Here is a 26381-nt window from a genome sequence, read left to right on the forward strand (position 1 = left end):
ACAAGATTTCGAATGAGGCTGACATTTTTGTCAGCCTTTTTTTTTGAATTATTTTTAAAGTCAACAAAAAGACTTTACAATCGGTAAAACTTTATATTGTTAATTATAAAGACAAATTACATATATGAACGACATCCAATCTAAACTCCCTAAAGTAGGCACTACTATTTTCACGGTTATGTCTAAAATGGCAAGTGATTTTGATGCTATTAATTTATCACAAGGATTCCCTGACTTTCCAGTATCTGAAAAATTAATTGACCTTGTGTATCAGAATATGCAGATAGGCCATAATCAGTATGCTCCTATGCCAGGATTACCCAAATTAAGAGAAGCAATAGCAAAAAAAGTTTCTAATACGGGTGGGGTAGATTTAAATATAGAAACCGAAATAACAGTTACTGCTGGTGCAACAGAAGCTATTTTTTCAAGCGTATTAGCAACTGTTCATTCAGGTGATGAGGTTATAGTATTAGAACCTGCTTATGACTGCTATATTCCTGCAATTGAATTAGCAGGTGGTAAACCAATTCCTGTTTCACTAAACCCTGAAAACTTTACACCAGATTGGGAAAAAGTAAAAAATAGCATAACAGATAAAACTAGAATGCTGATTATAAACTTCCCTCATAATCCATCTGGGGCAATATTGCGAGATGATGATATTGCAACACTCAAGGAAATATTAGAAGGAAATCCAAAGCTTATAGTATTAAGTGATGAAGTGTACGAACATATCATATTCGATAAAGAAACGCATTTAAGCGTATTGAAAGATGAGTTTTTAGCAAGTAGAAGTATAGCTGTATCATCATTTGGAAAAACATTCCACGCAACGGGTTGGAAAATTGGTTATATGGTAGCTCCTGAAGCAATCATGAAAGAAATTAGAAAAGTTCATCAGTATAATTGCTTTTCTGTACATACGCCTAGCCAGTATGCCATGGCAGAATACCTTCAGGATGAAAAAAATTACTTAGGAGTTAGTGGTATGTATGAAAAGAAAAGGAATTTCTTTCAACAAGCTATAAAGGATTCAAAATTTAAAGTGATTCCATCTTATGGTACCTACTTCCAATTGTTAGATTTTTCAGAAGTTACCGATATGCCTGATCTGGAATTTGCTCAATATCTTATCAAAGAAAAAGGATTAGCTTCAATTCCAGTTTCAGCATTTTATTCAGAAAATCAAGATCATCATTTATTAAGATTCTGTTTCGCAAAAGGAGAAGAAACCCTACAAAAAGCAGCTGATATATTATGCAAGATTTAAAAGTAACTTTAATTCAGACACCATTATACTGGCAAGAAAAGCAAGCTAATCTATCCATGTTTGAAGAAAAGCTATGGGAAATTGAAGAAGAAACTGACCTGATAATATTGCCAGAAATGTTCAATACTGGCTTTAGCATGGAGGCTGAGAAAATGGCTGAACCTATGAATTTGCATACTTTCAAATGGATGAAGCAAATGGCCAGTCAAAAGAAAGCTGTAATTACGGGATCATTTATTGTAAATGATAATGGAGATTACTTTAATAGGCTAATTTGGATGAAGCCTGATGGAGACTATTCTGTTTATGATAAAAGGCATCTATTTAGAATGGCGAATGAGGATGAACATTATACTCCTGGAGAAAAAGAATTGATCGTTGAATTAAAAGGATGGAAAATTAAACCCTTGGTATGTTATGATCTTCGCTTTCCAGTTTGGTGTAGAAATAAATCAAATAATGAAAATGAATTGGCCTATGATATTATTTTATTTGTAGCCAATTGGCCTGCCGTAAGGGTTAACGCCTGGGATAGCTTACTAACTGCAAGAGCAATTGAAAATGTGAGTTATAGTATTGGCGTAAACAGAATAGGAAATGATGGTAATGAAATCCCGCATAATGGGCATTCAGCCATATACGATCCAAAAGGAAATGCTGTTTACTTTGCAGATGACAGGGAAGTAATAAAAACAATTAGTTTATCTGCTGAGGAATTAATGAAATTTAGACAAAAATTTCCTGCTCAGTTAGATGCAGATAATTTTCTTATTAACTAAATATAATTATTTAACGGTTTAAAAATATTACAAAAATACTTTGATAAATAAATATTTTATTTTATAGATTTAATTCAAAATAAAATTAGTAAAAAACAATTTTCAATTCGTTTTGTAAAAATAAAAATCACTTATAGCTTTGCAGCATATATATAAACTAAATTTTTAATTTTTATGAAAAAACTATTATTAGTAGCCATCATGGCTGTTTCAGTTAGCATAGTAAATGCTCAGGATTACAAGTCTTTTCAATTATATTTAGGATTAGGCTATACTGTACCTGAAGGTGGTGGCGGTATCCTTTTTGATGTTGAACCAGCTTACAGAATAAATGATGATATTGCTGTAGGTTTAAGATGGGAATCTGCTGCTATGGCAAGAGTTGTAGGTAATGAGGAAGCTAGTATTTCTGGAACTGCCTCTTATACTTTAAACGGTAAGTACTATTTAACTTCTGAAGGTTTTAGACCATATGTAGGTGCTGGTGTTGGTGCCTTTAGCCTTGCTTCAGTATCCGTTAGCTCTACAGGTGCTGGTGCTGGCGCAGAAACTAAAATTGGATTCTATCCTAGAATTGGTTTTGACTGGGGACACTTCAATATCAATATTGATTACAACTTCATTCCAAGCTCTTCTGTTGAAGGAGTTGATGTTAATGGAAATGCAGCTACATTTGATGTTGCCAACAGTTACTTAGGTATAAGATTAGGAGCATTTATATTTGGTGGTAAAAAATAAGCACCTGATAAAAATTATATTTCAAAGGCAAGCAGATTAGTGCTTGCTTTTTTTTATACAATTAAACTGAATCACCACATCCCTTTAATAGTTGAAATTAAAAAACTGAATTAAGGAATCACCAATTTTCTGGTGATATTTTTCCCATTTGCAAATAAAGCACTTACAATGTAGAGTCCAGATTGTAGCTGTGAAACATCAATAGCCTCTCTTCCAAAAGCAGAATATTCCAGATTCGACAAGATTGTTTGTCCATTTAGCGTAGCGATAGAAATCGAAATATCTTGATTAGCTTTAATAAATAGAAGGTTATTTTCATTTGGATTGGGATAGATCTGAAATACTAATTCCTCACCACTTTCTACCTCATATTCTGCATTATTCCTAAAAACTCGTAGACCTCCTGAAACAGTGCCTAATATCAGAGTTGGGTAATCATCGTTAAAGATGGGAGCAAAAACGGGATTATTCCTTTTGCCGAAAAATATCTGGTCAAAATTTTGAATTAATTCATTATAGGAATAAAGCGTATCAAATTGCCCCGTATTATTTTGCAAATTCGGAAACACCCTAATATTACCACTGAAATCTGAAGTAATTAAATCTTGTTGATTATCATTATCAATATCCATTACATTAACACGAAGGGAAGATCTAAAGAAATCATCTCCAATATTTAAATAATTTTGTGAACGCTGCTGAAAAGAAGGGTTTCTCCCCTGACCAATATTTTCGTATAAAATTAACCCACCAGAAGATTTTCCTACTAATAAATCAGGATGACTGTCACCTATTACATCTGCCAGATGGGTGGAGTATCCAAAACCGATGAATACATTATCAATTATAACGGATGCATTAATATCAAATTCATTATTCTCTTGAAACAGAATACGTAATTGATTGCTGTTCCCAGAGGTCGCTTGGATGATTAAGTCTTTTTGTCCATCTACATCAACATCCTGCCACTGAATAAACATATTGGCAAAACCTTCTTGAGAAATATTTAAAAAGTCAGAATCTTGTAATTCAAAGCTCGGGTTTTGAGTACCTCCAACATTTTCGTAAAAAGCAATTGCACTCTCTAAAACTTCATTAGAATTAATATCTGTATAGGCAATGAATAAATCCAAATCCCCGTCTTCATCATAATCCAAAAAAGCAGGACTTGCTTGAGCTCCCCAATCAATCATGTCCTCTTGCAAAAACTTTTTACTTACTAATTCATAGCCATTGCCTACATTTTGATATAACCAGTTAGAACTCGAAAAATTTACTGGACTACCAATATTCCCCTCAATATTTGGAGATATAATAAGATCCTCTGAAGCATCTCCAGTTAAATCCATCACCATAGTATTGGGATAAAAATTAAATTGAGCGGGATTATTTGATGATGGATATGAGCTGGTAAAGCCTTCAAAATTTGGATCCAGATTGGATAAAGCTGAATTATTAAAATAATAAAGCTCCTTGCATTCCTCGTGGCTGGTTACTAATTCTAAAACACCATCTTTATCAAAATCAAAAACCGATATACTCTTACCTCCTGCATGTCTTGCGTTATTATTAAGTACTCGACCTAAAATATCCTGGCAATCTTGACCATTAAATGCAAATACACCACAATCACAATCTTCAACCGTTCCCCAATAATTATCGACTAACTCAAATGAATTTAAGCTAGCAGTCCCGTTAGTTTCAATAGAATTATTTTGATAGAATAGAATTCTACTTTCTATACCTGAAAAATTAAAATTTAGTATATCAAGATCTCCGTCATCATCTAAATCACCAATGAATGGATAATCATTGAAATTAACCTGTAAATTAACATCATTGCCCGATAAACTAGTATATCGAATAAAATCAAGCGTTTTACTCCATTGTGGTAATCCTCCAGTTGAAATATTTTCATAGGCTGTAATTCCTAAATTTCCAGCCGTAAAAACATCCATTTTTCCATCTTGATTATAGTCTTTCAATATAAAGAAATTTTGAATTTCGGAAGGAAAAAACATTTCATACTCTGGAGCATATTCATATTCACCATCAATATTTAGAAAGCACAAAATCCTTCCTGAACTTCGGTCAAATCCTGCTAAGTCGAGGAACCCATCATTATTTAAATCAATCTTCCCCCATTGTACTCCATTTAAACCACCTACCCAAGGGAATTCCATTTCACTAGAGTTAGAAAGTGGAACATCCTGATAGGGAATAAACCGATACTGGGCTTCGGTCAAAAATGAATAAAAAATAAACGTTATAAAGAGTAAGACTCGCATTTCACAAAAATAAAGAGGAATATATTTTTCTTGCTATAAACGTTAAGAAGCTTTTTTAATTTTTTAGATTTGTATAAATCATTTTAAGGATGACACAAATAGAAAGGCTTTACGAATTATTTTTAAAGAGTACAGGAGTTTGTACCGATACCCGTAAAATTCAGGAAGGTAATATGTTCTTTGCTCTTAAAGGTCCGAATTTCAACGGTAATAAATTTGCAGAACAAGCTTTGAATGATGGCGCTTCTATTGCCATTGTAGATGAAAAAGATTTTTATAAAGATAATGGAAAGTATATACTGGTTGATGATGTTTTGAAAACGCTTCAGCTAGTTGCTACAGTCCATCGAGAAAGCTTAGATATTCCAGTTTTAGGAATTACTGGTTCTAATGGAAAAACAACTAGCAAAGAGATTATACATCAAGTATTAGCTAAAAAATATAAGGTTTTTGCCACAGAGGGTAATCTTAATAATCATATAGGAGTTCCACTCAGTTTATTATCCATTAATGATGAATATGAGATTGCTATTATTGAGATGGGGGCTAATCACATTGGTGAAATTGCTTCCTATTGTAAAATGGCACAACCTACACATGGTTTAATTACAAACATCGGAAGAGCTCATATTGGAGAGTTTGGCGGATTTGAAAATATCATTATTGGTAAAAGTGAATTGTTTGACTATTTGAAAAAGCATGATGGAGTCCCTTTTATTAATACTCAGGATAAAGTTCTGAAAAATATGCAAAAACGCTTTTCCAATGCGTTAAGCTTCCCAAATGAAGGAGATGATTTGGAGGTGAAAGTTGAAAAGGGTGGGACTTTCCTCAAGTATTCTGTAAACGAATTCAAAAATATTGAAACGAATCTGGTTGGTCAGTTTAACTACTTAAATGTAGCTGCTGCATTATGCATTGGACAATATTTCGAAGTACCCCTTGAAGATGGAGTTAAGGCTACTCAGGAATATTTACCTGAGAATATGCGCTCTCAAATGATCAAGACTGATTATTACACCATTATTTTAGATGCCTATAATGCGAATCCTGATTCAATGGAATTGGCTATCAAAAGCTTAGGAGCTATTGAAAATACAGAAACAGTAGTGATTTTAGGAGATATGCTTGAATTAGGTGACACTACAGAATTAGAACATGAAAAATTGGGTGAATTGACAGTGGATTTAGGAATCAGTAAACGTTATTATTGTGGCACCCATATTCAGTCCGCTTCAAAAATGGACAATTTTGGAAAATACTTTAAATCAAAAGATGATTTAATTGAATACCTTAAAGAAAAACCCTTGAAAAAAGGAAGCACAATTTTAATAAAAGGCTCTAGAAAAAATGCGTTAGAAGATATAGTGCCTTTCTTAACAAAATTTGAACACAAATAATTACTCTAAAACGACTTTAAACATCTTTCCATCTCTACCAGCCATAAGAGCCGTACGAGCATCAATAAATTTAGCGGTCCAAATATCTTCCTCTGAAAGGACCTGCCATTTTTGTTGGTCTCCTAGCCATATTTCAGCACCATTTGGACCACATGCAATCACAAAATCATTTTCCAGATAATTGGTGACTGCTAATCCATAAAAAGATCCTTTTATATTATGTTCAGGTAGTGCTGTCCAGTTTTCGCCATTATCTTCCGAAAAGAATACATTATCTAACACTTGATCAGCAATTGCTAAATCACCACCTGTGATCCATAATTTTCCTGAAGTTTTCTTTATGGCTGTCAAGCCTGCAAATTCACCTATAATCATGGGAGTACTTTTTACTTCCCAGCTTCTTCCATAATCTTGCGTATAAAAAACTCTGGCACTGCCGTTTGCTCCGGTAGCAATCCATGCTTCTCCTCCTTCTTCAATTAAAATATTGCTTCCACTAGAAGCAAATCCGCCCTCACCTTCATTTGCCATTGGAGCAGTAGGAATTCTTTCCCAGCTTTTTCCAAAATTGGTGGTTTTTAAAATATAGGCTAATGAATCGATTGCATCTCCATAGACTAATCCTTGACCATTTCCCCAGAACTGAACGGCATCAATAAAGCCCTCTTCATTTTGCATTTGAAAAACCTGATTCCAGCCTGATTGCTCATGAAAATAAAATATTTTACTTAACTCACCTTCTCCAGCACTTAATACTATCGCTTCCTTATCACTAATAGGCTGAATATCTCGAAATTGTAAACTATCAATTTCAGGATAATTAAATGACGTCCAGTTTTCACCTGCGTCAGTCGTTTTTAATATAGTGGCAGCAGTTCCACTGGCCCAAGCAGTAGAATCATTAAACTTCTCTAATCCTATGATTAAAGAATTCACATTGGTATTAAGCACTTCTAGTTTAGGTTGAATCGACTGTGGGCTGCAGCCTACAATAATGACTGATAAGAAAAATAGACTAACTATACTTTTAAAAAAATCACCAATCGAAATATTCATCTTCATTAAGTTCAAGTTCTTCATTTTCATCTTCAGGAAGCTTTTCTCCTTTAATTATTTTCTTGAGGGTTTTACCTTCTTCTTTTATCCTATCTGCTATAGATTTCAAAGATCGCTTTTTATCCCAGCTTACTTCAAAGTCATCCGTTGTACCTTCAATTTTTAAATATAGGCTTGAATAATCCTTTTCTTCTTCAATAGCACCAAAAGCTTCGTCTTTATCTTTTCTTTTATAGTTTTTTAAAGGTACTAATAATCTATAATTAATTTCCTGATCGAATGTGTGCGTTCCCTGAATCAATATGTTAGAAACATTTGACTGAATAGACATCTCGGGCAGGTAAATTACTTCATTCTTGATCTCAATTGTATTCCTCATCTCCCCAAAACTCAAATTGGTCAATTCATCTTCTCTTACATAATCAGACAAGCTCAGCATAGGCTCGAAATTATTAAGCTCACCATTCTCAATTTTAGCATCAATAGTAGCTTTGAATACATCTGATTGAAAATTAAGCTTCTGGTCCAACATGATGAATGCTTTGACTTTAGCATCAATTTTACCTTTAAGGTGCTGGTCGGTTAGAAAATCCTGGCGAAAGTTCTCAAAGGTGTAGAAAATGCTATCCACATTTAAGCCATTAAAATCAGCAGATGTATTGACTAAAATTTCATTCTCTTTTTTGGCATTCACTGTTGCGCTTAATGTCATTTCACCTCCACAGCTTCCTAATTCTAGATCAGATGCCTTCAATATTTGATCGGAAAGCTCTATTTCTCCCGAAATATTTCTGGCTTTAAAGCGCTTAAATTCTAAATGTTCAATATGAGAAGTGAAGTCCAATTGCAACTTAGGACTCAAAGCAAATTTGAATGATTCTTCCTGCTTTTCTATTGTATTCTCTTCGTTTGACAAGCCTGATAAAAGCTCATTCAGGTTAATATTTTGACTGATCGTTTCAGCCTCAATTAATAAGGCTTGATTTTCTTTCAGGAAATATGGAAATATATTTAAGAAAAAACCACTCAATTCAATATCCGACTCTCCTATATCACCTTGTAAATGATTAATGGCAATATCATTCTTGTTAAACATCAATCTTCCATTCACATTTTTTATAGGCAAAGGATAATCTTGATAAACACCTGATAGATTATGTAATATAATTTCTCCTGAATTATTTATTCTTGAAGCAGTTGAAGCTTGTTTGAAATCATCCAAATAACCGGCTAAGCTTATATTAAAATCTATAGCTCCTTCTAGTTCTGAATACTTTTCACGGTTTGGGAAAAAGCTGATCAAGTCAGGGGTAGATATTTGTCCTTCTGTGGATAGATTAATCAAATAGTTCTCAAAATCTTTAATTCCTAAATCGGCAGTAAAGGATTTGCCTTTAAGCGTTCCTGAAATATCTTTTAACACTAATTGAGAACTTCTCAAATTATGATATTTCCCATTATTAAAATTTCCATGGAAATTTAAATCTTCAAATCGAGTATCATAATCAGCATGGTATAAAGAAGCCTGATTAACGTTAAAATTAAAGTTTACTTGGGGAGATTGATTGGCAGTGAGTTTCCCTTTAATACTACCTTCAAACTCTGCATTCCCTTTACTTTCATATTCTGAAATATAATTCCTGTATTTCTCGGGCAGTAAAGATATGATGGTTGAAAAATCAGACTCTATTCCTTTTACCAGCAAGTCCATTTCGCTTGTATTAATTTTGTAATCGCCAGCAAGCTGAAATTCATTATTAGACAAAAACAATTGGGAGGGTCTTATTTCTACAATTTCATTTCCTTGTATATAATTTAGGTCTGCATTTATCTTCAAATTTTTGTTTTCAAAATAGCGAAGATCGCCCAGTTGGATGGCTCTAGTTTTTAACTTTCCATTGGCTTTAATTTTAAAGTTATTTTCAACCTTATTCAAACTCGCCATTAAAGCCTCAGCATAAATATGGTAATTTTGATCCAGGCCATCATCAGCATAAACCACATCAACAGATTGTATATCAATATTCTTTAAATTGAAATTAACCCCATTATTCTTTGATGAATTGGTGTCATTTTTTAAAATATCATAATTCCGTTTACCTGATTTTGTCAGTCGAATATTCAGCTTTCCTTTTTTAAGAATAATTTTTTCAAAGGAGTAATCTTCCTTTATAAAATTTAAAGCATTAAATGAAAGCGCTAATTCCTCTAACTGAGCAAGTGCCTTCTTACTATTGGGTAAAGATTCTTGAATAAAAACATCCTGAAATCTTAACGATATATTGGGGAAATCAGTCCACCAGTTAATATCAATCTTACTAACCTGTACAGGCGTTTGAACCGATTTATTAATTTCAGTTAGAATTTGATCAATTAAATCATCCTGATGGTAGTACAGATAAGCCGAACCACCCGCAAAAAGCAGAATAAAAAATAGAGTAAAATATAAAATAAACTTCCTCAGGTACTTCAATATGGTATTTTTAATTTAAGAACGAAATTTGCGAATAAGAGATATAAATCCAAATAAAATTTTTATAACCGTAATGACCTGATTTTCAAATCAATAAAATATAGCTTGAATTTTTTTTGAATTATTTTATAAAATCAATTTGTAAATATAAAAAGCAGTACTACATTTGCATTCCCAAACAACAACAAACGGTTGTAAAAAAGGAAAAAAATAATGGGGTTATAGCTCAGTTGGTTTAAAAGAGCATCCCGACCAAACAGTCGGGAGGGTCGTAGGTTCAAACCTACTAATCAAATGATACAAAATATTTAATGGGATTATAGCTCAGTTGGTTTAGAGCACCTGCCTTACAAGCAGGGGGTCGTAGGTTCGAATCCTACTAATCCCACATTCTACAAAAGGCTTACAGATAATATTTGTAAGCCTTTTTTTATGATTAAAAAATCTAGCATTATAGCTCTATTAGTTTAGAGCATCCCGATTAGTTAGTCGGGAGAGTCGGAATTTCGAATACCAAATAACTAAACTTTTACTTATTTTGGTTAGAATTTTAATTTCAACCAATTCATGTGTCACTTCTATATCTTATACTCCCCTACTTTAGATAAATATTATACTGGCTATACCTGTAGTGATCTTTTGGACAGATTAAGAAAAGACAATGCTAACCACAAAGGATATACTGGAAAAGCTAACGATTGGGAAATAGTGTACCAAGAAAGCTTTTATTCTAAAACTGAGGCCTATGTCAGAGAAAGACAGATCAAAAGCTGGAAAAGTAGAAAAAGAATTGAAGCATTAATTCAAGATAAATTATAGCTCAGTTGATTTAGAGCATCCCGACATCACTTGTCGGGAGAGTCGTAGGTTCGAATCCTACTAATCCCACATTATACGAAAGGCTTACAAATAATATTTGTAAGCCTTTTTTTATGATTAAAAATCTAGCATTATAGCTCAGTTAGTTTTGAGCATCCCGACTAGTTAGTCGGGAGGGTCGTAAGTCCGAATGCCTAATAACTAAATTTTTACTTATTTTGGTTAGAATATTAATTTCAACCAATTCATGTGTCACTTCTATATCGTATACTCCCCCACTTTAGATAAATATTATACTGGTTATACCTGTGATAACCTTTTAGAAAGATTAAGAAAACACAACTCAAATCATAAAGGATTTACTGGAAAAGCTAACGATTGGGAAATAGTGTACCAAGAAAGTTTTTATTCTAAAACTGAGGCCTATGCCAGAGAAAGACAGATCAAAAGCTGGAAAAGTAGAAAAAGAATTGAAGCACTAATTCAAAATAAATTATAGCTCAGTTGATTTAGAGCATCCCGACATCACTTGTCGGGAGAATCGTAGGTTCGAAATGTAAATTCAAAAAAGGAAAAGCGCATAGTAGAGCCCATGAGTAATCCTACTAATCCCACAATTATAAAAAAGGCTTACAGGCTTAAGTTTGTAACCCTTTTTTAATTTCTACCCAATATGATGATTAAAAATTATCATTAATCCTGCACACCACTTATAAAAATTTAGTGGCAACTCTAAAGTATTTAAAATAGATTGAAGAAAAATCCATTTTAAATATGAAGAAACTATACTTTTTAGTTGGAATAATCTTCCTATTCCAAATACAAACAGTAGAAGCTCAGCGAAATCGCAAAAGTGCTTCTACCACTCAATATGACGAGAAACTTTATGACGCTCTCCAATGGAGAGGTATTGGACCCTACAGAGGCGGTAGGTCTGCTGCGGTAACCGGAGTTACTGGTCAACCTAACCTATTTTACATGGGATCCACTGGTGGGGGTGTATGGCGCACCAAAGATGGTGGAAATACTTGGAAAAGCATTTCTGATGGTCATTTTGGAGGCTCTATTGGAGCCGTGGCGGTTGCAGAAAGTGATCCTAACGTAATTTATGTTGGCGGTGGTGAAAAGACTTTACGAGGAAATATGTCCTACGGCTATGGGGTTTACAAATCAGTAGATGCTGGTAAAAACTGGGAACACATGGGGCTGGACAATAGTCGCCACATCAGTAGAATCAGAATTCATCCTCAAAACCCAGATATAGTCTATGCAGCCGTAATGGGTGATATTTTTAAAGATTCTCCTGAAAGAGGTGTTTATAAATCTACTGATGGAGGTAAAACTTGGGACAGAAAATTATTTGCGAATAGCAGAGCTGGAGCAGTAGATCTAATCTTAGATCCTAATAACCCAAGAATTATGTATGCTTCTACCTGGAATGTAAGAAGAACCCCTTATAGTTTTTCAAGTGGCGGGCCTGGCTCTGACATTTGGAAATCAACGGATAGCGGTGAAAACTGGACAAAACTTTCAGAAAATGAAGGTTTACCGAAAGGTACTTGGGGTATTTCAGGAATAACCGTTTCTCCTCAAAACTCAAATCGTATTTGGGCTATTATTGAAAATGATAATGGTGGTGTTTTCAGGTCTGATGATGCAGGAAAAACATGGAAGAAAACAAATGACGATAGAGCATTAAGACAAAGAGCTTGGTATTACACCAGAATTTACGCTGATACTCAGGATGAGGATATGGTATATGTTGTAAATGTGGATTATCACAAATCAAAAGACGGGGGAAAATCTTTTGAAGCTTTTAGAGCTCCACACGGAGACCACCATGATATGTGGATTGACCCTAACGATAATCAACGCATGATCATGGCTGATGATGGGGGTGCTCAAGTAAGTTTTGATGGCGGAGAAAACTGGAGTACCTACATGAACCAGAATACAGCACAATTTTACCGCGTTACAACCGATAATCATTTTCCATTTAGGATATATGGAGCACAACAAGATAACTCTACGGTAAGAATTGCGCATAGAACCACAGGATCTGTTATTGGCGAACAAGATTGGGAATCAACCGCGGGTGGAGAAAGTGCGCACTTAGCGATTGATGAGGAAAATAATGAAGTAGTTTATGGTGGAAGTTATGATGGCTTTTTAACTCGTTACAATCATAGCTCTGAAGAAATAAGAGCGATAAACGTATGGCCAGACAACCCGATGGGACACGGAGCAGAAGAAATGAAATACAGGTTCCAGTGGAATTTCCCGATTTTCACTTCTCCTCATGATCCAAATAAACTTTATACAGCTTCAAATCATTTACATGTAACTACCAATGAGGGTCAAACATGGGAAACCATAAGCCCTGATTTAACAAGAAATGATCCTAGCAAATTAGGTCCTTCAGGTGGTCCGATTACAAAAGATAACACCAGTGTGGAGTATTACTGCACCATCTTCGCTGCGATCGAATCTCCTTATGAAGAAGATTTGTTATGGACAGGTTCTGACGATGGTTTAGTACATGTAAGTAAAGATGGGGGTGAAAACTGGGAAAATGTAACTCCTCCAGATATGCCGAAATGGATTATGATTAACAGCATTGAGGCAAGTCCATTTACCAAAGGGGGCGCTTATATAGCCGCTACCTCTTATAAAAACGGTGATTACCGTCCTTATTTATATAAGACAAAGGATTACGGTAAAACATGGACTAAAATTGTAAACGGAATAGCTAATGATCACTTCACAAGAGTTGTAAGAGCCGACCCGAAAAGTCCAGGAATTTTATACGCAGGTACAGAAACTAAAATGTACATTTCTTTTGATGATGGTGCTAACTGGCAAGACTTCCAGTTGAACCTTCCAATCGTTCCTATTACCGATTTAACCATTAAGGACAATCATTTAATAGCCGCTACTCAGGGTAGAGGATTTTGGTTGATTGATGATTTAACAGTATTACATCAGTTGGGTGCAGCAAAAGCAATCATGGATAAAATGAATATGGATTACCATATTTTCAATCCAAAAATCACTTATAGAATCGGAGGTAGATCAAGAGAAAGTAAAACAGCGGGTACTAATATGCCATCTGGTGTAATCACTTACTTTTACGCAAAAGATACGGCTGCGGCTGATACTGTAAAATTGATTTACAATGAAATGGGCGGTGATACCATCCAAGTATACAGTACTCATCCAGATAAAGAAAAGAATGAGAAAAAGTTAGAAGTAAAACCAGGCAGTAACCAACATATTTGGGACATGCAGTATCCGGGTGCGGAAAGCTTTGACGGAATGATTCTTTGGTGGTCATCTTTAAGTGGACCAACAGCCTTACCGGGTGACTATGAAGTAAGCTTAGTTGTAAACGGTAAAGGCCAAGGTACTCAGGTCGCTACTATCAAAAAAGACCCAAGGTCTTCAGCTTCCTATGATGACTTAAAAGCACAATTTGATTTTCAACAGGATGTAATTGCAAAATTATCTGAAACGAATTTAGCAATTAAAGATATCCGAAGAGCGAGAGTTCAAATTGAAGATGTAATCAAGAAAGCAGATGCTGATACTGTGAAAAGTATGGGGAAAAGTATACTTAAAAACATGAAAGAAATTGAAGAAGCACTTTACCAGACTAAAAACAGAAGTAGACAGGATCCTTTAAACTACCCTATAAGATTAAATAATAAATTAGGACATTTAAACAGTTTAATGGGTATGGGCGATAACAGACCCACTGATTCTGCTATTGAATTTAAAAAAGAAATCACAGCTAGAATTGATGAGCAACTTGATGCCCTTAATAAAATATTGGATGAAGATGTGGCAGCTTTCAACGATTTAGTAGACGCAAATCAAGTGAAAGCAGTGAAACTTGATTAAACATAAGTCCCAAATATAGAAAAAGCCAGTTTTAGATCATATCAGACCTCAAACTGGCTTTTTCTATTAATGCAGCGAAATATCTCAAAATATAATCACTTATTTCAATGCTACTCAAACGGTAACCATCACTTAATTGTTTAAGTTAGTGGTTCAAAAAATATTAGTTTATATTTGTTATCTCATATATAATAATACCCATTAAAATTTTCATTTCAGTATCATGCAAATAAAATCATACTATATAATTTTATTATCGATTATATTATTTTCTTGTTCAGAAGACGGCCTCCTTCCTTCGAGGAATAAAAACTCTACAATATATCTAATAAAGAAAAACTCTATAGATCGAATAGATTTGAATGAAGCTATCATTAATGATAACTATTATTCATTTACCTTAAATGCAGAAAAGGCTACGAAAAATGAAAATTACATAGTTCTTGCTAGTTCGTCTAATGCCAACTATGATGAAGAGATTACTATTATAGATTTAGAAAATGGTTCTAAATTTACATTAGACATTACTCAAGAGCTAAATTATGAATATAATATACATACTTTTTGGTTAAATGATGTATACATTAAAAATGATAAAGTTTACGTATTAGGAATAAAAGTTGATTATTCTGATGTTGTAGATGATTCCTTACAATTAATTGAAGTAGATCTAAAATCAAAAGTAATTACTAAAAGTGCCCTAATTAATCATGAAAATACTGCCGCAAATAAATATATCAAATACGTTACAGACGAAGGACTATATTTCAATATAACTGATGAGCTATTATATTTTGACCTTAAATCCTTTAATCAACTAAACAGTACTTCAATAAAAACATCTTTTTTTCCAAACAATATAATTATTGATAATGATAATACTTTAAATTATTATGATATTGGTTTAAAAAACTATTTCAAACTTTCGAATCAAGGATTTACAGTAGACTCAAAAAATACATTAGACAATTTAGATCTTTCTCCATTAACACGAGAGTATCCAGTAGCTAGATTAGGCAATACATTTATAGGCTTATATCTAACCAATACATATCCTCAAGTTGGAATATATCAATATGATTTCAAACAACTTAAAACCATTAAAATGATCCAGGAAGATGAGTTAAATAACATCTTCACAGATACAGGCTATAAAGTAATTCATTCCGATATGATAAAGGTTGTAGATAGAAATATTGTTTATTTCGGACAAATTTTTAACGAGGAAAAGTCTGAACTTGAATACATTATTACAATTTTAGATTCAGATTTTAAAATAATTGATTCTTTTACCTTTGATCCAGATTCAGGAATACCAATATCCATTCTGTAATCAAAAAAGGCCAGTTTTGAGATCTCAAAGCTGGCCTTTTTTGTGTTCTTATTATTAATTCTACTCAACTAATTCTTCACTAACACTTTTGATATTATCCTTGAATACTCTATCAATTAGTAAGTGTCTAGGATCAATCCCAGCTTTTGCAGGAATAGTATCCACCACAAAAGTGAAATCCATCTTCTCTTGATCGATTTTCACTCGTCTTTGGAATAATAAATCAGACTCATCATCATCGGCAAACATTCCGATATCAATCCAATCATTGATTGGAACTTCAGTTTCATTACCCAAACTATCTGCTTTAATCTTCTTGCTTTCTACAGTGAGGTTTACCTCATAAATCCCCTCCTCTAACTTTTTATATGAAGCTTCAGTCATTCGGTTGTCATATAAGGTAATTTCTTTAAACCAGTCATCGATTAAATATTTCAATGAATCAGGAACCTCAGGCTCCAAATATTCTAAGAAATCTAAAGAAGTAGGATATGGAGGACCTTTATAGCGGTATTCTTCCAAAAACCCTCGCATTGCTTTGTTGACATTTTCCTCGCCTATATAATCCTGCAAAGCATATAAAATAACACTCCCTTTACCATAATGAATATAGCCTTGATTTTCCACTTTATATAAAGGCATTTCTTTTTCCAACTCCCCACTTCTACCTCTTAAGTATCGATTATGATCATATTTAAGAAATTCGCGCATTTTCATCGGATCATTCGATTCATTCTTCATCGTCATCAAAGAGGAATATTCTGAAAAGCCTTCACTAAACATGGTACTTCCTTGCATTTCAGCACCAATCACCTGATGTGCCCAGTATTGATGTGCAATTTCATGCGCCACCACCGCATCAATCACATTATTCTCATCTTCATCTTCCAGATTTACAATAAAACCGAAAGATTCAGAATATGGCATAGTTCCTGGAAATGCTTGAGCAAAAGTAGAGTATCTCGGAAACTCAATAATCCTACACTGTTTATGGTAATAAGGGCCAAAATTCTCAGTATAGTATTTCAATGACTTCTTAACCGCAGCAGTCATTTTAGGAATATTTACATCATGCTTAGCATCATAATAGATTTCAACATCAATCCCATTCCATTTCTCTCTTGCTACTTCAAATCGAGCTGATATAAAAGAGTAAAAATTCATAGAAGGATGGTCTACTTTATAATGAAAGTATTTTCTTCCTTCCTCTTCCCACTCTTTAATTAATGAACCAGGTGCAATTGCGATTTGGTCAGAAGCGGTAGAGATCACCGTTTCAACATTTATAAAATCAGATAAGCCTCCGGTTAAATAATTCTTATCACAAGCAGGCCCACAATCCTCTTCCAACTCAGGCATACGCTCCTTTTTAGGCAAATCGTATTTTTTCCGAGTATTATTATCACTTATTTCAGCCCCTTCATTATAGCCTAAGGATGGTAATACCTGAAAATTATTTAAGAATGTGCCATTCTCAACTATTGAGGAATTAGAGACTTCATTTTCAAATCCTTTGGTGATATAAGATGTATTGATCACTGCTTCAAGCGTATCACCTGGTTGAAAAGGTTTTGCCAGCTTATAAATACGATAATCAAAATCCTCATCTTCAAAAACTAATTCAGCTCCTGGGATTTTAATTTCTGTTTCCCAACTTGAATTACAATCAAAATGAAGGGAATCAATGGCAACTTTATTAGCATTAATCATAGTTACTTCCGCTTTCACTTTTACATCCCTTTGATATGGAAAAATATCAATGAAGTAATCAATAGCAGCAATTTTAGGTAATGCTATATCTTCATATTTCTTGTAGGTCTTTTCATATTCCACCGCCTGCAATTCTCTCTCATCAGAGGTAGTATATTCATTTAAAACTTGTGTGTTGTAAAACACAAATCCAGATAAGGTAAACCAAGCTGCTAATATTATAAAAAAGCTGATTTTGAAAGAATTCGGCATTCCTTTACGGATTAAGCTTAACTTCTCTTTAATATTAGCTTGAGTTCCTCTTTTCCACATGAGGGTGGCTAAGAATAAACAGATCAATGCAAAACTGATCCAGTAGAAATTAAACCACAAGCTACTGATTAAGGCTGGTCCAAAGGAATTCATATCAGAATAGATAATTCGAGGGGTTTCACCCAAGGCAACCATATTGGACTGAATATCAGCTATTAATAAAATAATATCCAAAGCGAATATTAGAATGATGGAAATAAAATATCCAATATACTTATTACTCACTAAGGCATGAATAAGCACCATGACCATGCTATAGATAATATAATAGCCCAGATAGCTCACGAAAAAGTCACTGAAGTATAGGCCAAGCTCTATTCTGGTATAACCTGTAGCCAACTGATAAATCACTGCACTTATTACGAAAAATACATACAGCACAATCGTGATCATTACTAAACTGCTCACTTTTGCAATTAAAGAAACAAAAGACTGATGTGGCGTTGCATCAATCACCTCATTAATATGGTTGTCTTTATCTCTCCAGATTAATTCACCGCTAAAAAAGACCACAATAATAATCGTAAAGAGACCTGAAACGCTCGAAATTATATCAAGCATTTTATAAGTAACCGGATACGACTGAAGCCCGAAATATTCAAACCCTCCTGATAAATTAGATATCAGCATTAATAAGCTGAATATGATTAGGATTTTGAAAGTTGTACTTTTTATGATACTAAGGAAATTAATGTAGAAAAAGCTTTTAAACTGTTTCCATGATGTAGCGGAAGAAAAATTGATGCTAACCTTAGGCAATACAAAAGGTGTCCTTTTAGAATCTTCCTGCTTTTTCTCAGCTTTAACTTTTTTACTTTTTGCTTTAAAGCTAAATGTAAAATAAGAAGTTAAAAGAATGATAAGTCCCAATCCACCCCATAATAATCGATTATAAATTAAAATAGGAGTGATTTGTAGCCCTAAGGTATTTTTCTCAACAGGAGTATAATACTTCGACATGAAAGAATAGGTCCTAATACCAAAAATATCCAGAATGGCAGCCATAGACTCATTCTCAATATCAGACATTAAAGTCCCTGAAATAAAGAAGGCCACAATTACTGCAAGTGCACCTACGAAAGAAATAACGGTATTCTTCCAAATATTGGCAAATGCAAAAATGATAGCCCCTGCAAAAAACATATTAGGCAGGATTATAAAAAAGTAATTATTGATAAAGGAAGAAAGGTAAAAAGCACCAAAACGATCTGCCTCAATCCAGCCGAAGACTGGGGCTAATGCTGAACCAATTAACATCCCTATAAACACACCCAACATTGGGATCGTAGCCAAAATTAGTGCCCCAAAGAAGCGACCAAAAAAGTAGCCTGATTTTTTGATTGGCGTACTGAATAAAATTTCATTGAATTGATTTTGATGATCTCTGAGTGCTGCATTGTTGAAAAATGCAGTTGCAATGATAAGCCCAAAAATGGTCATCACTCCCGAATAAACGGCTATGATGTGAGGCGCATTTCTATATACATTTCCTACAGCACCGCCAATCATTACATTGTCGCTCACTACCGCAAAAAAGACTAATAAGCCAATAAGCCCGGTGAAAATATAAATCATCGGTTGCTTGAATGTATATTTTAATTCTGTTGTAAAGAAGTGTTTAAACATATCCGATTAATTTATACTAAAACGTTAGAGGTATTAATTTTTGAGAAGAATACATCTTCCAGATTTGGTTGTACTTGCTCGAAGCCATCACCAGGATTTGCATCGCTGAATACATGAATTAATGGCTTCCCTCCTACCATCTTATTGGAAATGATAGAATATTCTTTAGCGTATTGATCTAAGTCTTCACGACTAACAATTTTCTGATACACCTTACCTGATAATTCTTCAATAGCAGTTTGAGGAGCTCCTTTATACACAATTTCACCCAGATTCATGATGGCCATATTGGTACATAGTTCCCTTACATCATCCACAATATGAGTAGATAAAATTACAACCACTTTTTCACCAACGTCTGCCAGCAAATTGTAAAAACGGTTTCTTTCGCTAGGATCTAAACCAGCAGTTGGCTCATCCACTATAATTAATTTAGGACTTCCAATTAATGCCTGCGCAATTCCTACTCTCTGCTTCATACCACCAGAGAAGCCTTTTATTGCTTTTTTTCTTTTATCATAAAGATTTACTTTATCCAAAAGGTATTTCACCATTTCTTTACGCTCAGATTTATTGGTTATTCCTTTCAAGATGGCCATATGATCCAAAAGCTGTTCAGCCGTTATTCTGGGATATACTCCAAACTCCTGAGGCAAATAGCCTAACACTTTTCTAAGCTCATCGGGTTGATTCAGGATATCAATATCATCTAAAAAGGCAGAGCCTGTATCAGCTTCCTGAAGTGTAGCTATGGTTCTCATTAAAGAGGATTTACCAGCACCATTCGGTCCTAATAATCCAAACATACCATTATGAATTTCAATATTGATGTTATCTAATGCTTTCACACCATTGGGATAGGTTTTTGAAAGCTGGCTGATAGTAAGTTTACTCATGATTTAAAAATTAAATTTTAGTTTTCATTTTTTAGATGCACAAATGCATTCAATTGTAACACGAAAATTAATATTTATTATGAAACTTACATTAACCATCTGTGTAAAATTTAAACGGATCATCTAAATGATAATCGGAGAAAAAAGCTAAAATGCATTTATAATGGTTAAACCTCTTTATTTAAACATGAAATTATCATCAAATAGTAAATAAATTACATAATATATTTTCGATCTATTAGTTAGTATGGGCATACAAAAACTCACAGATAGTATTGAAAGCCTTCTTAATTAGTGTTTTGATTTTTCTTAGTACTTATTCCACTTTTGGTCAGCAATTTGAAGGCATTATTCAATCCTCAAAAGACGGATTAAGTATAGAAGGAGCACACATCTTGAATATCAGCTCTCGAAAACTTGCAATTTCTTCAGAATTAGGGAATTTCTATTTGGAGGCTAATGTGGGAGACACCCTCATTATTAGCTCTATTAATTACAAAAAGAAACAATTCATCATTTACACCAAAAAGCGTGTATCAATATTATTAGATCCCAATGTAATTCAACTTGATGAAGTGGTGGTTAGTAATCTCCCTAAAACGGAAGCTGACTTTCGTAAAAAACTAATAAACATGCCTATGCAAGATAATGGGAAATTCGTCCCCTATGGGGTAACTCCAGGTAAGCCTATTCCTAAAATCCCAGTCATATATAACTCTAAAGAAATTAACACTGCAGGCTATGCCATTCGAAACCCTCTCCGATTTGCTGCTTCCAAAATAAATCCCAAATTTCAAGAAAAAGTGAAGTATTGGGCTATACAGGCAGATTTAGATGATTCCTATATCAGAAATAAAAAATTTAATCGTGAATTAGTCGCTTCCTTAACTGACTTAAAGGGAGATGATTTAACCGATTTTATCAACTACATGAAATTGAGTATAGAATTCATCAATACATCATCAGCTTATGAAGTCGCTGAGAAAATTAAAGAAAATTATAAGGAGTATATTAAGGCAAATAAGTAGGAAATAGGCAATGACTTTTTTCATGCTTATTTAAATTCGTAGAAATCATCTTCGAATGTTTTCCCACTATGCTCACCATCTTTCAAAACCCTTATCACCATCCAAATTATAAAAAATGGGAGTAATCCGAACAATAGCGAAATTAACGGATAAGGAAAATTTAAGCTTATCGCAACGACATAAAAAAAACCTATAAAACTCACTAAACTTAAAGGGAATATCAGCTTTTCCATGTTAATAAAACTGATAAATCATCTATAATGTTTAATGATTTGCTTCTTCCATTTTAAACAACATCAATCGACCAATAGTAGACGCTCTGGTTTTGGCTTCCTCTGCTTTCGAACCTGTAAAAAGCTCATCTACTGTATCAAACCATAACTTCAACCACCTATCGAAATGTTCTTTTTTGAGTGCTTCCTTTTCATTTAATGCAAAATGCTTATCCATGGGATTCCCCACATATGTTCCTTTACTTAACAAAATAGTGGCCCAAAAATTATACATTATAGGCATATGTTCCGGTACATTCATTTTTGCAACATCAGTGAAAATATAAGCAATGGTATCATCCTTTAATACTTTAGCATAAAAGCTATCTACCAGTAGTTCCACATCTTCTTTATTGCTAATATCTTTTTTTGACATATTTTTCTTTAAATACTTTGTAAGATCAAATACAATTGCACTTAGAGCTATTTCAAATATAGAATCATATGTTTCTAGCAGCTAATTCTTTCAGGACTTTAATCTTAGATCCCTGCCATCGGAGGCATAAGGCCTAGATGTTATAGCGTATTAAAAAATTACATCACCATTCTAACAACTGAAATTATTAAACTTGATAGTTTCTGTAGTAAACAATGCTTTTAAAAACCGTCATTCCTGCCTGCGCAGGAATCTTAAGCCTGAATTCATCAGCTTTTTCAAATACTCTGACTAAATTGCCGCTGATTAATGCTGTTTTTCAATTTAGGGTCAAATAAAGAGCATATATTTCGAACAAAGAGCATTCCTTTTTTTGTAACCTTAAAGCTATAAATACCCATTTCAATCAATTCATCAGCATGCATTTCTAGCAATTCCTCATACGCATCTTCCCATAGTTTTATGGTAAATTCAGAAGTCATAAATTCAGCAACCCCATTACAAATGATTTGATTAATCACCTTGCTAACCACCATTTCTTCATGTGATAAATAATGACCTATTATCAGTGGTAATTCTTGATTTAAAATAGAATCTTGATATTTCTCTACTGTTTTCTCATTTTGTACAAAAGCAGTACCGGTGGAACTTATAGCACTGCATCCCAAACCAATCATGAGTTGATTCTGATCGGTAGTGTAGCCCATAAAATTACGATTAAGATATCCTTCTTCTTTTGCCAAATAGAGTTCATCATCTGCTAAGGCAAAATGATCCATGCCAATATTTTTATAGCCCAGAGCATTTAATTCTTCCTTGGCTAATTGGTACATTTTTAATTTCTCTGAAGGTGTTGGGAGATCTTCATCTTTATACCCCCTTTGCCCTTTACTTTTCCATGGCACATGTGCATAGCTGTATAAAGCAATTCTTTCAGGTTTAAACTGTTCAATATTTTCAATATTGGTTTTTATGTTTTCAAGGGTCTGAAAAGGAAGCCCATATATTAAATCAAAATTGACAGAGCCATATCCTAGTTCTCTTGACCAGCTCGTAACTTTCTCCACATTTTCAATAGGTTGAATTCTATGAATCGCTTGCTGAACTTTCAAATTGAAATCCTGCACTCCATAAGAAACTCTATCGAAACCGAGTTCTGATAGTACTTTTAATTGCTCATAAGTGGTATTATTCGGATGGCCTTCAAAGCTAAAAGCAAAGGCAGGGTGAATAATGACAGAATCTTTAATGGTAAAAATTAATTTCTGAAGGTTCATAGCTGAGAAAAAAGTGGGCGTACCACCACCCAAGTGGATGTTTCTTATCACGGGCCTCTCTCCAAAATTCTTTACATAAATATTCCATTCCTTTAAGACAGATTCGATATATACATCCTCGACACTATGATTTTTGGTAATGCGTTTATTGCAACCACAATAAGTACAAAGGCTCTCGCAGAAGGGCAAGTGAATGTAAAGACTTAAACTTTTATCCGATTGACTGAAATAAACTTCTTTCACCTCTTCTAACCATTTATTAGATTCAGGTTCTTTTAATTCCCAATGCGGAACTGTTGGATAACTGGTATATCTTGGAATTGCTTTATTATACTTTTCGCTAAGTTTCTCCATAAACTTTCAATTTAATCTGTGCCAAAATTAAAAGCTCCAGCTTTTGAAAAACATGATTAAAATCAGCTCATAGTATGAGTTTCATCTCACTTATTTTTTTTAGCTATAACAAAATCAAAGCAATTTGCTGTTAGTTTGCGGCTTATTTTTATTTTTGCACTAAATGAAAATAATTAGAAATGGGAAGAGCATTTGAATACCGAAGAGCAGCGAAAGAAAAAAGATGGGATAAGATGTCCCGTTTATTTCCAAGACTAGCCAAAACGATTACAATGGCAGCTAAAGAGGGTGGACCTGACCCTGAAATGAATGCGTCATTGCGTACTGCCATTCAAAATGCGAAGGCACAAAACATGCCTAAAGATAATATTGAGGCTGCTATTAAAAGGGCATCGGGTTCTGAAGCAGAGAACTACGTGGAAGTTACTTTCGAAGGAAAAGGACCTCATGGGGTATTGATTTTCATTGAATGTGCCACTGACAATAACAACCGTACGGTAGCGAATATTAAGTCTTATTTCAATAAGGATAAAGTGGGGGCCAATTTAGTTCCTAATGGTTCATTAGAATTCATGTTTTCCAGAACAGCTGTTTTTGAATTTGAGAAAACAGAGGATATGGATATTGAAGAATTAGAGCTGGAACTGATTGATGCCGGAATGGAAGAGATTGAAGAAAATGACGGGAAGTTATACGTTTATGGTGACTACACTGAATTTGGTAACTTATCCAAAAAGCTAGAAGAGCTGAATATAGACGTTAAAAATGCTTCTCTAAAGAGATTTGCCAATGATTCTGTTGAATTTTCAGAAGAACAAATGGCGGATATTGAGAAGCTAATTGATAAAATTGAAGAGGACGATGATGTACAAGCCGTATATACCAATATTGCTTAAATCAATTCCCATCACTCCCTACAAAAGCTGATAGTTTTAAACCTTCAGCTTTTTTTATGCTCATTTTCTCAACTGCTTTAGCTTTGTCATTAACTTCAAATCCTCTATCCACTGTAAACTAAACCCTAGTGTGTTTGGCTTACTGAGCGTATGTATTTTATAAAGGTAGATTTTAAACGTATAATAAACGTTTAGCTCTACAGATACAGCTAGAAATTAGCCCTTATAAGGCTTTAAAGCACTTTTGTTTCCAATTAAATTCTTAGTAGATTGCTGAAAATATAAAAGGTATAGTGACAACTTTTATGCCACTAGCCAATTGTTGTCAACAATATAAAACTGAAAATGAAAAGAAACTTTCTAATACTGATTTTAATCATTTGCATAACATCTTGCAAAGACGAAAATAAAATAGCTGTATTAGGAAAACCAGCACCAAACTACGAATTCAGTAATATTTTAAATAGCGAACAAAGCCAAATATCAATAAACGATTTAAAAGGAAAACCTGTCATTTTGGAATTTTGGGCAACTTGGTGTGGACCTTGCATACCGGCAATGAAAAAATTGGACAGCTTACAAAATGTATTTGGCGATAAAATTGAGATTATTACTATTTCGTCTGAAAATCAAGAGCGTTTAGAAAAGTTTATAAAAAGCTCAAAAACATCATTAAAAGTTGTTTCAGATACAACTCATACTAAAATCTTTGAATACAAAGTCATTCCTCATTCTATTATTATAGATAAGGACGGAGTCGTTAGAGCAATTACAAGTCCAGAAAAAATAAACAAAGAAGTCATTGAAAATCTCATAACCAATAATAAAATCGATTTAGAATTAAAGGATGATTTCTACAGAGACCCAATCTCAGAAGTTGAAACAATAAAAACTGTTGCTAATTCTAATTATACAATCGAACTAAAAAGTTATGACCAAGAAAAAAGAGGTGGATTTAGACCCTTAAAAAATGTCGAGGGTAATATAAATGGCATTGAAATGTGGAATAGTACAATTCCAAGAATTTATCAGACTTTATATAATGTAGCTTCACCAAGTAGAATGATTTTTAAAGACAGTTTAAGTGTAGATGATTTTCCTTACGAAAAAGAACATCAGTATAATTTTATGATTCAGGTTTCAGACAAGTATCAAGAAAAATGGAGGGAAATAGGGATTGAATTTCTAAATGAAAACTTTGATACAAATGCCAAAATGGGAATTGATTCTTTAGAGTGTTATGTTCTAAGAGATGTGGACAAGAAAATTAAAAAGTCCCAATCCGATTCGACCGAATTTATGTTTATGGGTACAATTCTAAAAACCAAGAAAATTAAAATAGCAAGATTGGCAGAGTATTTAGAAAATTTCACACCAATACCTGTTTTAGACAAAACAAACTTAAATGGTGAATATGACATTGTTTTGGAATGGCGGGCTGAAGACCCAAAAACAATACATACTGAATTGAAGAAATATGGACTAGAATTAGCCAGAGCAGAAGAAAAATTACCAGTCGAAATAATGGAAATTTATAAAAAACAATAAATACTGTTGCCAGCATCAAATATAGCT

Annotated in this window: 18 protein-coding genes, 2 tRNA genes and 1 pseudogene; 14 read left to right on the forward strand and 7 right to left on the reverse strand. The window is 33.7% G+C overall.

Translation table 11 applies throughout. The annotated features are described in order from the left end of the window. Positions 1-124: 124 nt before the first annotated feature. The 3 genes from QYS48_RS03850 to QYS48_RS03860 all read left to right on the forward strand — a co-directional run bounded on the left by QYS48_RS03850 (position 125) and on the right by QYS48_RS03860 (position 2790). On the forward strand, positions 125-1273 hold the full coding sequence (locus QYS48_RS03850) for a methionine aminotransferase (protein WP_308357591.1): 1149 nt from the start codon (positions 125-127) through the stop codon (positions 1271-1273). Next, a complete protein-coding gene (locus tag QYS48_RS03855) occupies positions 1261-2052 on the forward strand; it encodes an amidohydrolase (RefSeq protein WP_308357592.1) in 792 nt (263 codons plus the stop codon). Before QYS48_RS03850 ends, QYS48_RS03855 begins: the two co-directional genes overlap by 13 nt. Positions 2053-2226: 174 nt before the next feature. Continuing rightward, on the forward strand, positions 2227-2790 hold the full coding sequence (locus QYS48_RS03860) for an OmpW family outer membrane protein (protein ID WP_302127643.1): 564 nt from the start codon (positions 2227-2229) through the stop codon (positions 2788-2790). A 110-nt stretch (positions 2791-2900) separates the two neighbouring features. On the opposite strand, the gene QYS48_RS03865 is transcribed toward QYS48_RS03860, so the two are convergent. Continuing rightward, positions 2901-5078, reverse strand: coding sequence for a T9SS type A sorting domain-containing protein (locus QYS48_RS03865; RefSeq protein ID WP_308357593.1), 2178 nt, complete (start codon positions 5076-5078; stop codon positions 2901-2903). An 89-nt stretch (positions 5079-5167) separates the two neighbouring features. On the opposite strand from QYS48_RS03865, the gene murF reads away from it, so the two are divergent. After that, positions 5168-6478 (forward strand): UDP-N-acetylmuramoyl-tripeptide--D-alanyl-D-alanine ligase, encoded by a 1311-nt coding sequence (murF, locus tag QYS48_RS03870; protein ID WP_308357594.1) that lies wholly within the window; start codon positions 5168-5170, stop codon positions 6476-6478. On the opposite strand, the gene QYS48_RS03875 is transcribed toward murF, so the two are convergent. Both QYS48_RS03875 and QYS48_RS03880 read right to left on the reverse strand, forming a co-directional pair. Then, positions 6479-7534, reverse strand: a complete 1056-nt coding sequence (locus tag QYS48_RS03875) for a hypothetical protein (RefSeq protein WP_308357595.1) — start codon at positions 7532-7534, stop codon at positions 6479-6481. After that, complete coding sequence (locus QYS48_RS03880) at positions 7515-10007, reverse strand: AsmA-like C-terminal region-containing protein (protein WP_308357596.1); 2493 nt, start codon at positions 10005-10007, stop codon at positions 7515-7517. The genes QYS48_RS03875 and QYS48_RS03880 overlap by 20 nt, the downstream gene beginning before the upstream one ends. A 215-nt stretch (positions 10008-10222) precedes the next feature. On the opposite strand from QYS48_RS03880, the gene QYS48_RS03885 reads away from it, so the two are divergent. The 7 genes and pseudogenes from QYS48_RS03885 to QYS48_RS03915 all read left to right on the forward strand — a co-directional run bounded on the left by QYS48_RS03885 (position 10223) and on the right by QYS48_RS03915 (position 16059). Next, positions 10223-10300 (forward strand) — tRNA-Trp (locus tag QYS48_RS03885). A gap of 20 nt (positions 10301-10320) precedes the next feature. Then, positions 10321-10395 (forward strand) — tRNA-Val (locus tag QYS48_RS03890). Positions 10396-10574: 179 nt separating this feature from the next. Next, on the forward strand, positions 10575-10826 hold the full coding sequence (locus QYS48_RS03895) for a GIY-YIG nuclease family protein (RefSeq protein WP_302103575.1): 252 nt from the start codon (positions 10575-10577) through the stop codon (positions 10824-10826). Then, a pseudogene (locus tag QYS48_RS03900) lies at positions 10820-10895 on the forward strand. Before QYS48_RS03895 ends, QYS48_RS03900 begins: the two are co-directional and overlap by 7 nt. A 178-nt stretch (positions 10896-11073) precedes the next feature. Then, entirely contained in the window at positions 11074-11325 is a 252-nt protein-coding gene (locus QYS48_RS03905; protein WP_302103574.1) for a GIY-YIG nuclease family protein, read from the forward strand. A gap of 275 nt (positions 11326-11600) precedes the next feature. Continuing rightward, positions 11601-14726 (forward strand): glycosyl hydrolase, encoded by a 3126-nt coding sequence (locus tag QYS48_RS03910; RefSeq protein WP_308357597.1) that lies wholly within the window; start codon positions 11601-11603, stop codon positions 14724-14726. Between the two features lie 223 nt (positions 14727-14949). After that, on the forward strand, positions 14950-16059 hold the full coding sequence (locus QYS48_RS03915) for a hypothetical protein (protein ID WP_308357598.1): 1110 nt from the start codon (positions 14950-14952) through the stop codon (positions 16057-16059). 60 nt (positions 16060-16119) lie between these two features. Here the strand turns inward: QYS48_RS03915 and QYS48_RS03920 are convergent, their stop codons facing one another. Both QYS48_RS03920 and QYS48_RS03925 read right to left on the reverse strand, forming a co-directional pair. Next, on the reverse strand, positions 16120-19707 hold the full coding sequence (locus tag QYS48_RS03920) for a M1 family aminopeptidase (protein WP_308357599.1): 3588 nt from the start codon (positions 19705-19707) through the stop codon (positions 16120-16122). An 11-nt stretch (positions 19708-19718) separates the two neighbouring features. Further along, complete coding sequence (locus QYS48_RS03925; RefSeq protein ID WP_302103566.1) at positions 19719-20603, reverse strand: ABC transporter ATP-binding protein; 885 nt, start codon at positions 20601-20603, stop codon at positions 19719-19721. 275 nt (positions 20604-20878) lie between these two features. Between QYS48_RS03925 and QYS48_RS03930 the strand changes: the two genes are divergently transcribed. Next, positions 20879-21631 (forward strand): hypothetical protein, encoded by a 753-nt coding sequence (locus QYS48_RS03930; RefSeq protein ID WP_308357600.1) that lies wholly within the window; start codon positions 20879-20881, stop codon positions 21629-21631. Between the two features lie 264 nt (positions 21632-21895). Here the strand turns inward: QYS48_RS03930 and QYS48_RS03935 are convergent, their stop codons facing one another. Both QYS48_RS03935 and hemN read right to left on the reverse strand, forming a co-directional pair. Beyond that, the gene (locus QYS48_RS03935) at positions 21896-22279 is read right to left on the reverse strand and encodes a group III truncated hemoglobin (RefSeq protein ID WP_308357601.1); all 384 of its coding nucleotides are present in this window, start codon (positions 22277-22279) and stop codon (positions 21896-21898) included. Between the two features lie 278 nt (positions 22280-22557). Continuing rightward, positions 22558-23910: an oxygen-independent coproporphyrinogen III oxidase gene (gene hemN, locus QYS48_RS03940; RefSeq protein WP_308357602.1), complete on the reverse strand. Its 1353-nt coding sequence runs from the start codon at positions 23908-23910 to the stop codon at positions 22558-22560. A gap of 179 nt (positions 23911-24089) precedes the next feature. On the opposite strand from hemN, the gene QYS48_RS03945 reads away from it, so the two are divergent. Next, the gene (locus tag QYS48_RS03945) at positions 24090-24806 is read left to right on the forward strand and encodes a YebC/PmpR family DNA-binding transcriptional regulator (protein ID WP_302103560.1); all 717 of its coding nucleotides are present in this window, start codon (positions 24090-24092) and stop codon (positions 24804-24806) included. 345 nt (positions 24807-25151) lie between these two features. Then, entirely contained in the window at positions 25152-26354 is a 1203-nt protein-coding gene (locus tag QYS48_RS03950) for a redoxin domain-containing protein (RefSeq protein ID WP_308357603.1), read from the forward strand. Positions 26355-26381: the final 27 nt, after the last annotated feature.

It is taken from the genome of Marivirga arenosa, from assembly GCF_030503895.2.
GTDB lineage: Bacteria > Bacteroidota > Bacteroidia > Cytophagales > Cyclobacteriaceae > Marivirga > Marivirga arenosa.

Bases quoted from the DNA above. Each gene is read 5' to 3' on its own strand.
- QYS48_RS03925 (WP_302103566.1), bottom strand. From the start codon at position 20,603: ATGAGTAAACTTACTATCAGCCAGCTTTCAAAAACCTATCCCAATGGT.
- QYS48_RS03950 (WP_308357603.1), top strand. From the start codon at position 25,152: ATGAAAAGAAACTTTCTAATACTGATTTTAATCATTTGCATAACATCT.
- QYS48_RS03895 (WP_302103575.1), top strand. From the start codon at position 10,575: ATGTGTCACTTCTATATCTTATACTCCCCTACTTTAGATAAATATTAT.
- QYS48_RS03850 (WP_308357591.1), top strand. From the start codon at position 125: ATGAACGACATCCAATCTAAACTCCCTAAAGTAGGCACTACTATTTTC.
- murF (WP_308357594.1), top strand. From the start codon at position 5,168: ATGACACAAATAGAAAGGCTTTACGAATTATTTTTAAAGAGTACAGGA.
- QYS48_RS03905 (WP_302103574.1), top strand. From the start codon at position 11,074: ATGTGTCACTTCTATATCGTATACTCCCCCACTTTAGATAAATATTAT.
- QYS48_RS03935 (WP_308357601.1), bottom strand. From the start codon at position 22,279: ATGTCAAAAAAAGATATTAGCAATAAAGAAGATGTGGAACTACTGGTA.
- hemN (WP_308357602.1), bottom strand. From the start codon at position 23,910: ATGGAGAAACTTAGCGAAAAGTATAATAAAGCAATTCCAAGATATACC.
- QYS48_RS03910 (WP_308357597.1), top strand. From the start codon at position 11,601: ATGAAGAAACTATACTTTTTAGTTGGAATAATCTTCCTATTCCAAATA.
- QYS48_RS03855 (WP_308357592.1), top strand. From the start codon at position 1,261: ATGCAAGATTTAAAAGTAACTTTAATTCAGACACCATTATACTGGCAA.
- QYS48_RS03865 (WP_308357593.1), bottom strand. From the start codon at position 5,078: ATGCGAGTCTTACTCTTTATAACGTTTATTTTTTATTCATTTTTGACC.
- QYS48_RS03860 (WP_302127643.1), top strand. From the start codon at position 2,227: ATGAAAAAACTATTATTAGTAGCCATCATGGCTGTTTCAGTTAGCATA.
- QYS48_RS03920 (WP_308357599.1), bottom strand. From the start codon at position 19,707: ATGTTTAAACACTTCTTTACAACAGAATTAAAATATACATTCAAGCAA.
- QYS48_RS03945 (WP_302103560.1), top strand. From the start codon at position 24,090: ATGGGAAGAGCATTTGAATACCGAAGAGCAGCGAAAGAAAAAAGATGG.
- QYS48_RS03915 (WP_308357598.1), top strand. From the start codon at position 14,950: ATGCAAATAAAATCATACTATATAATTTTATTATCGATTATATTATTT.
- QYS48_RS03875 (WP_308357595.1), bottom strand. From the start codon at position 7,534: ATGAATATTTCGATTGGTGATTTTTTTAAAAGTATAGTTAGTCTATTT.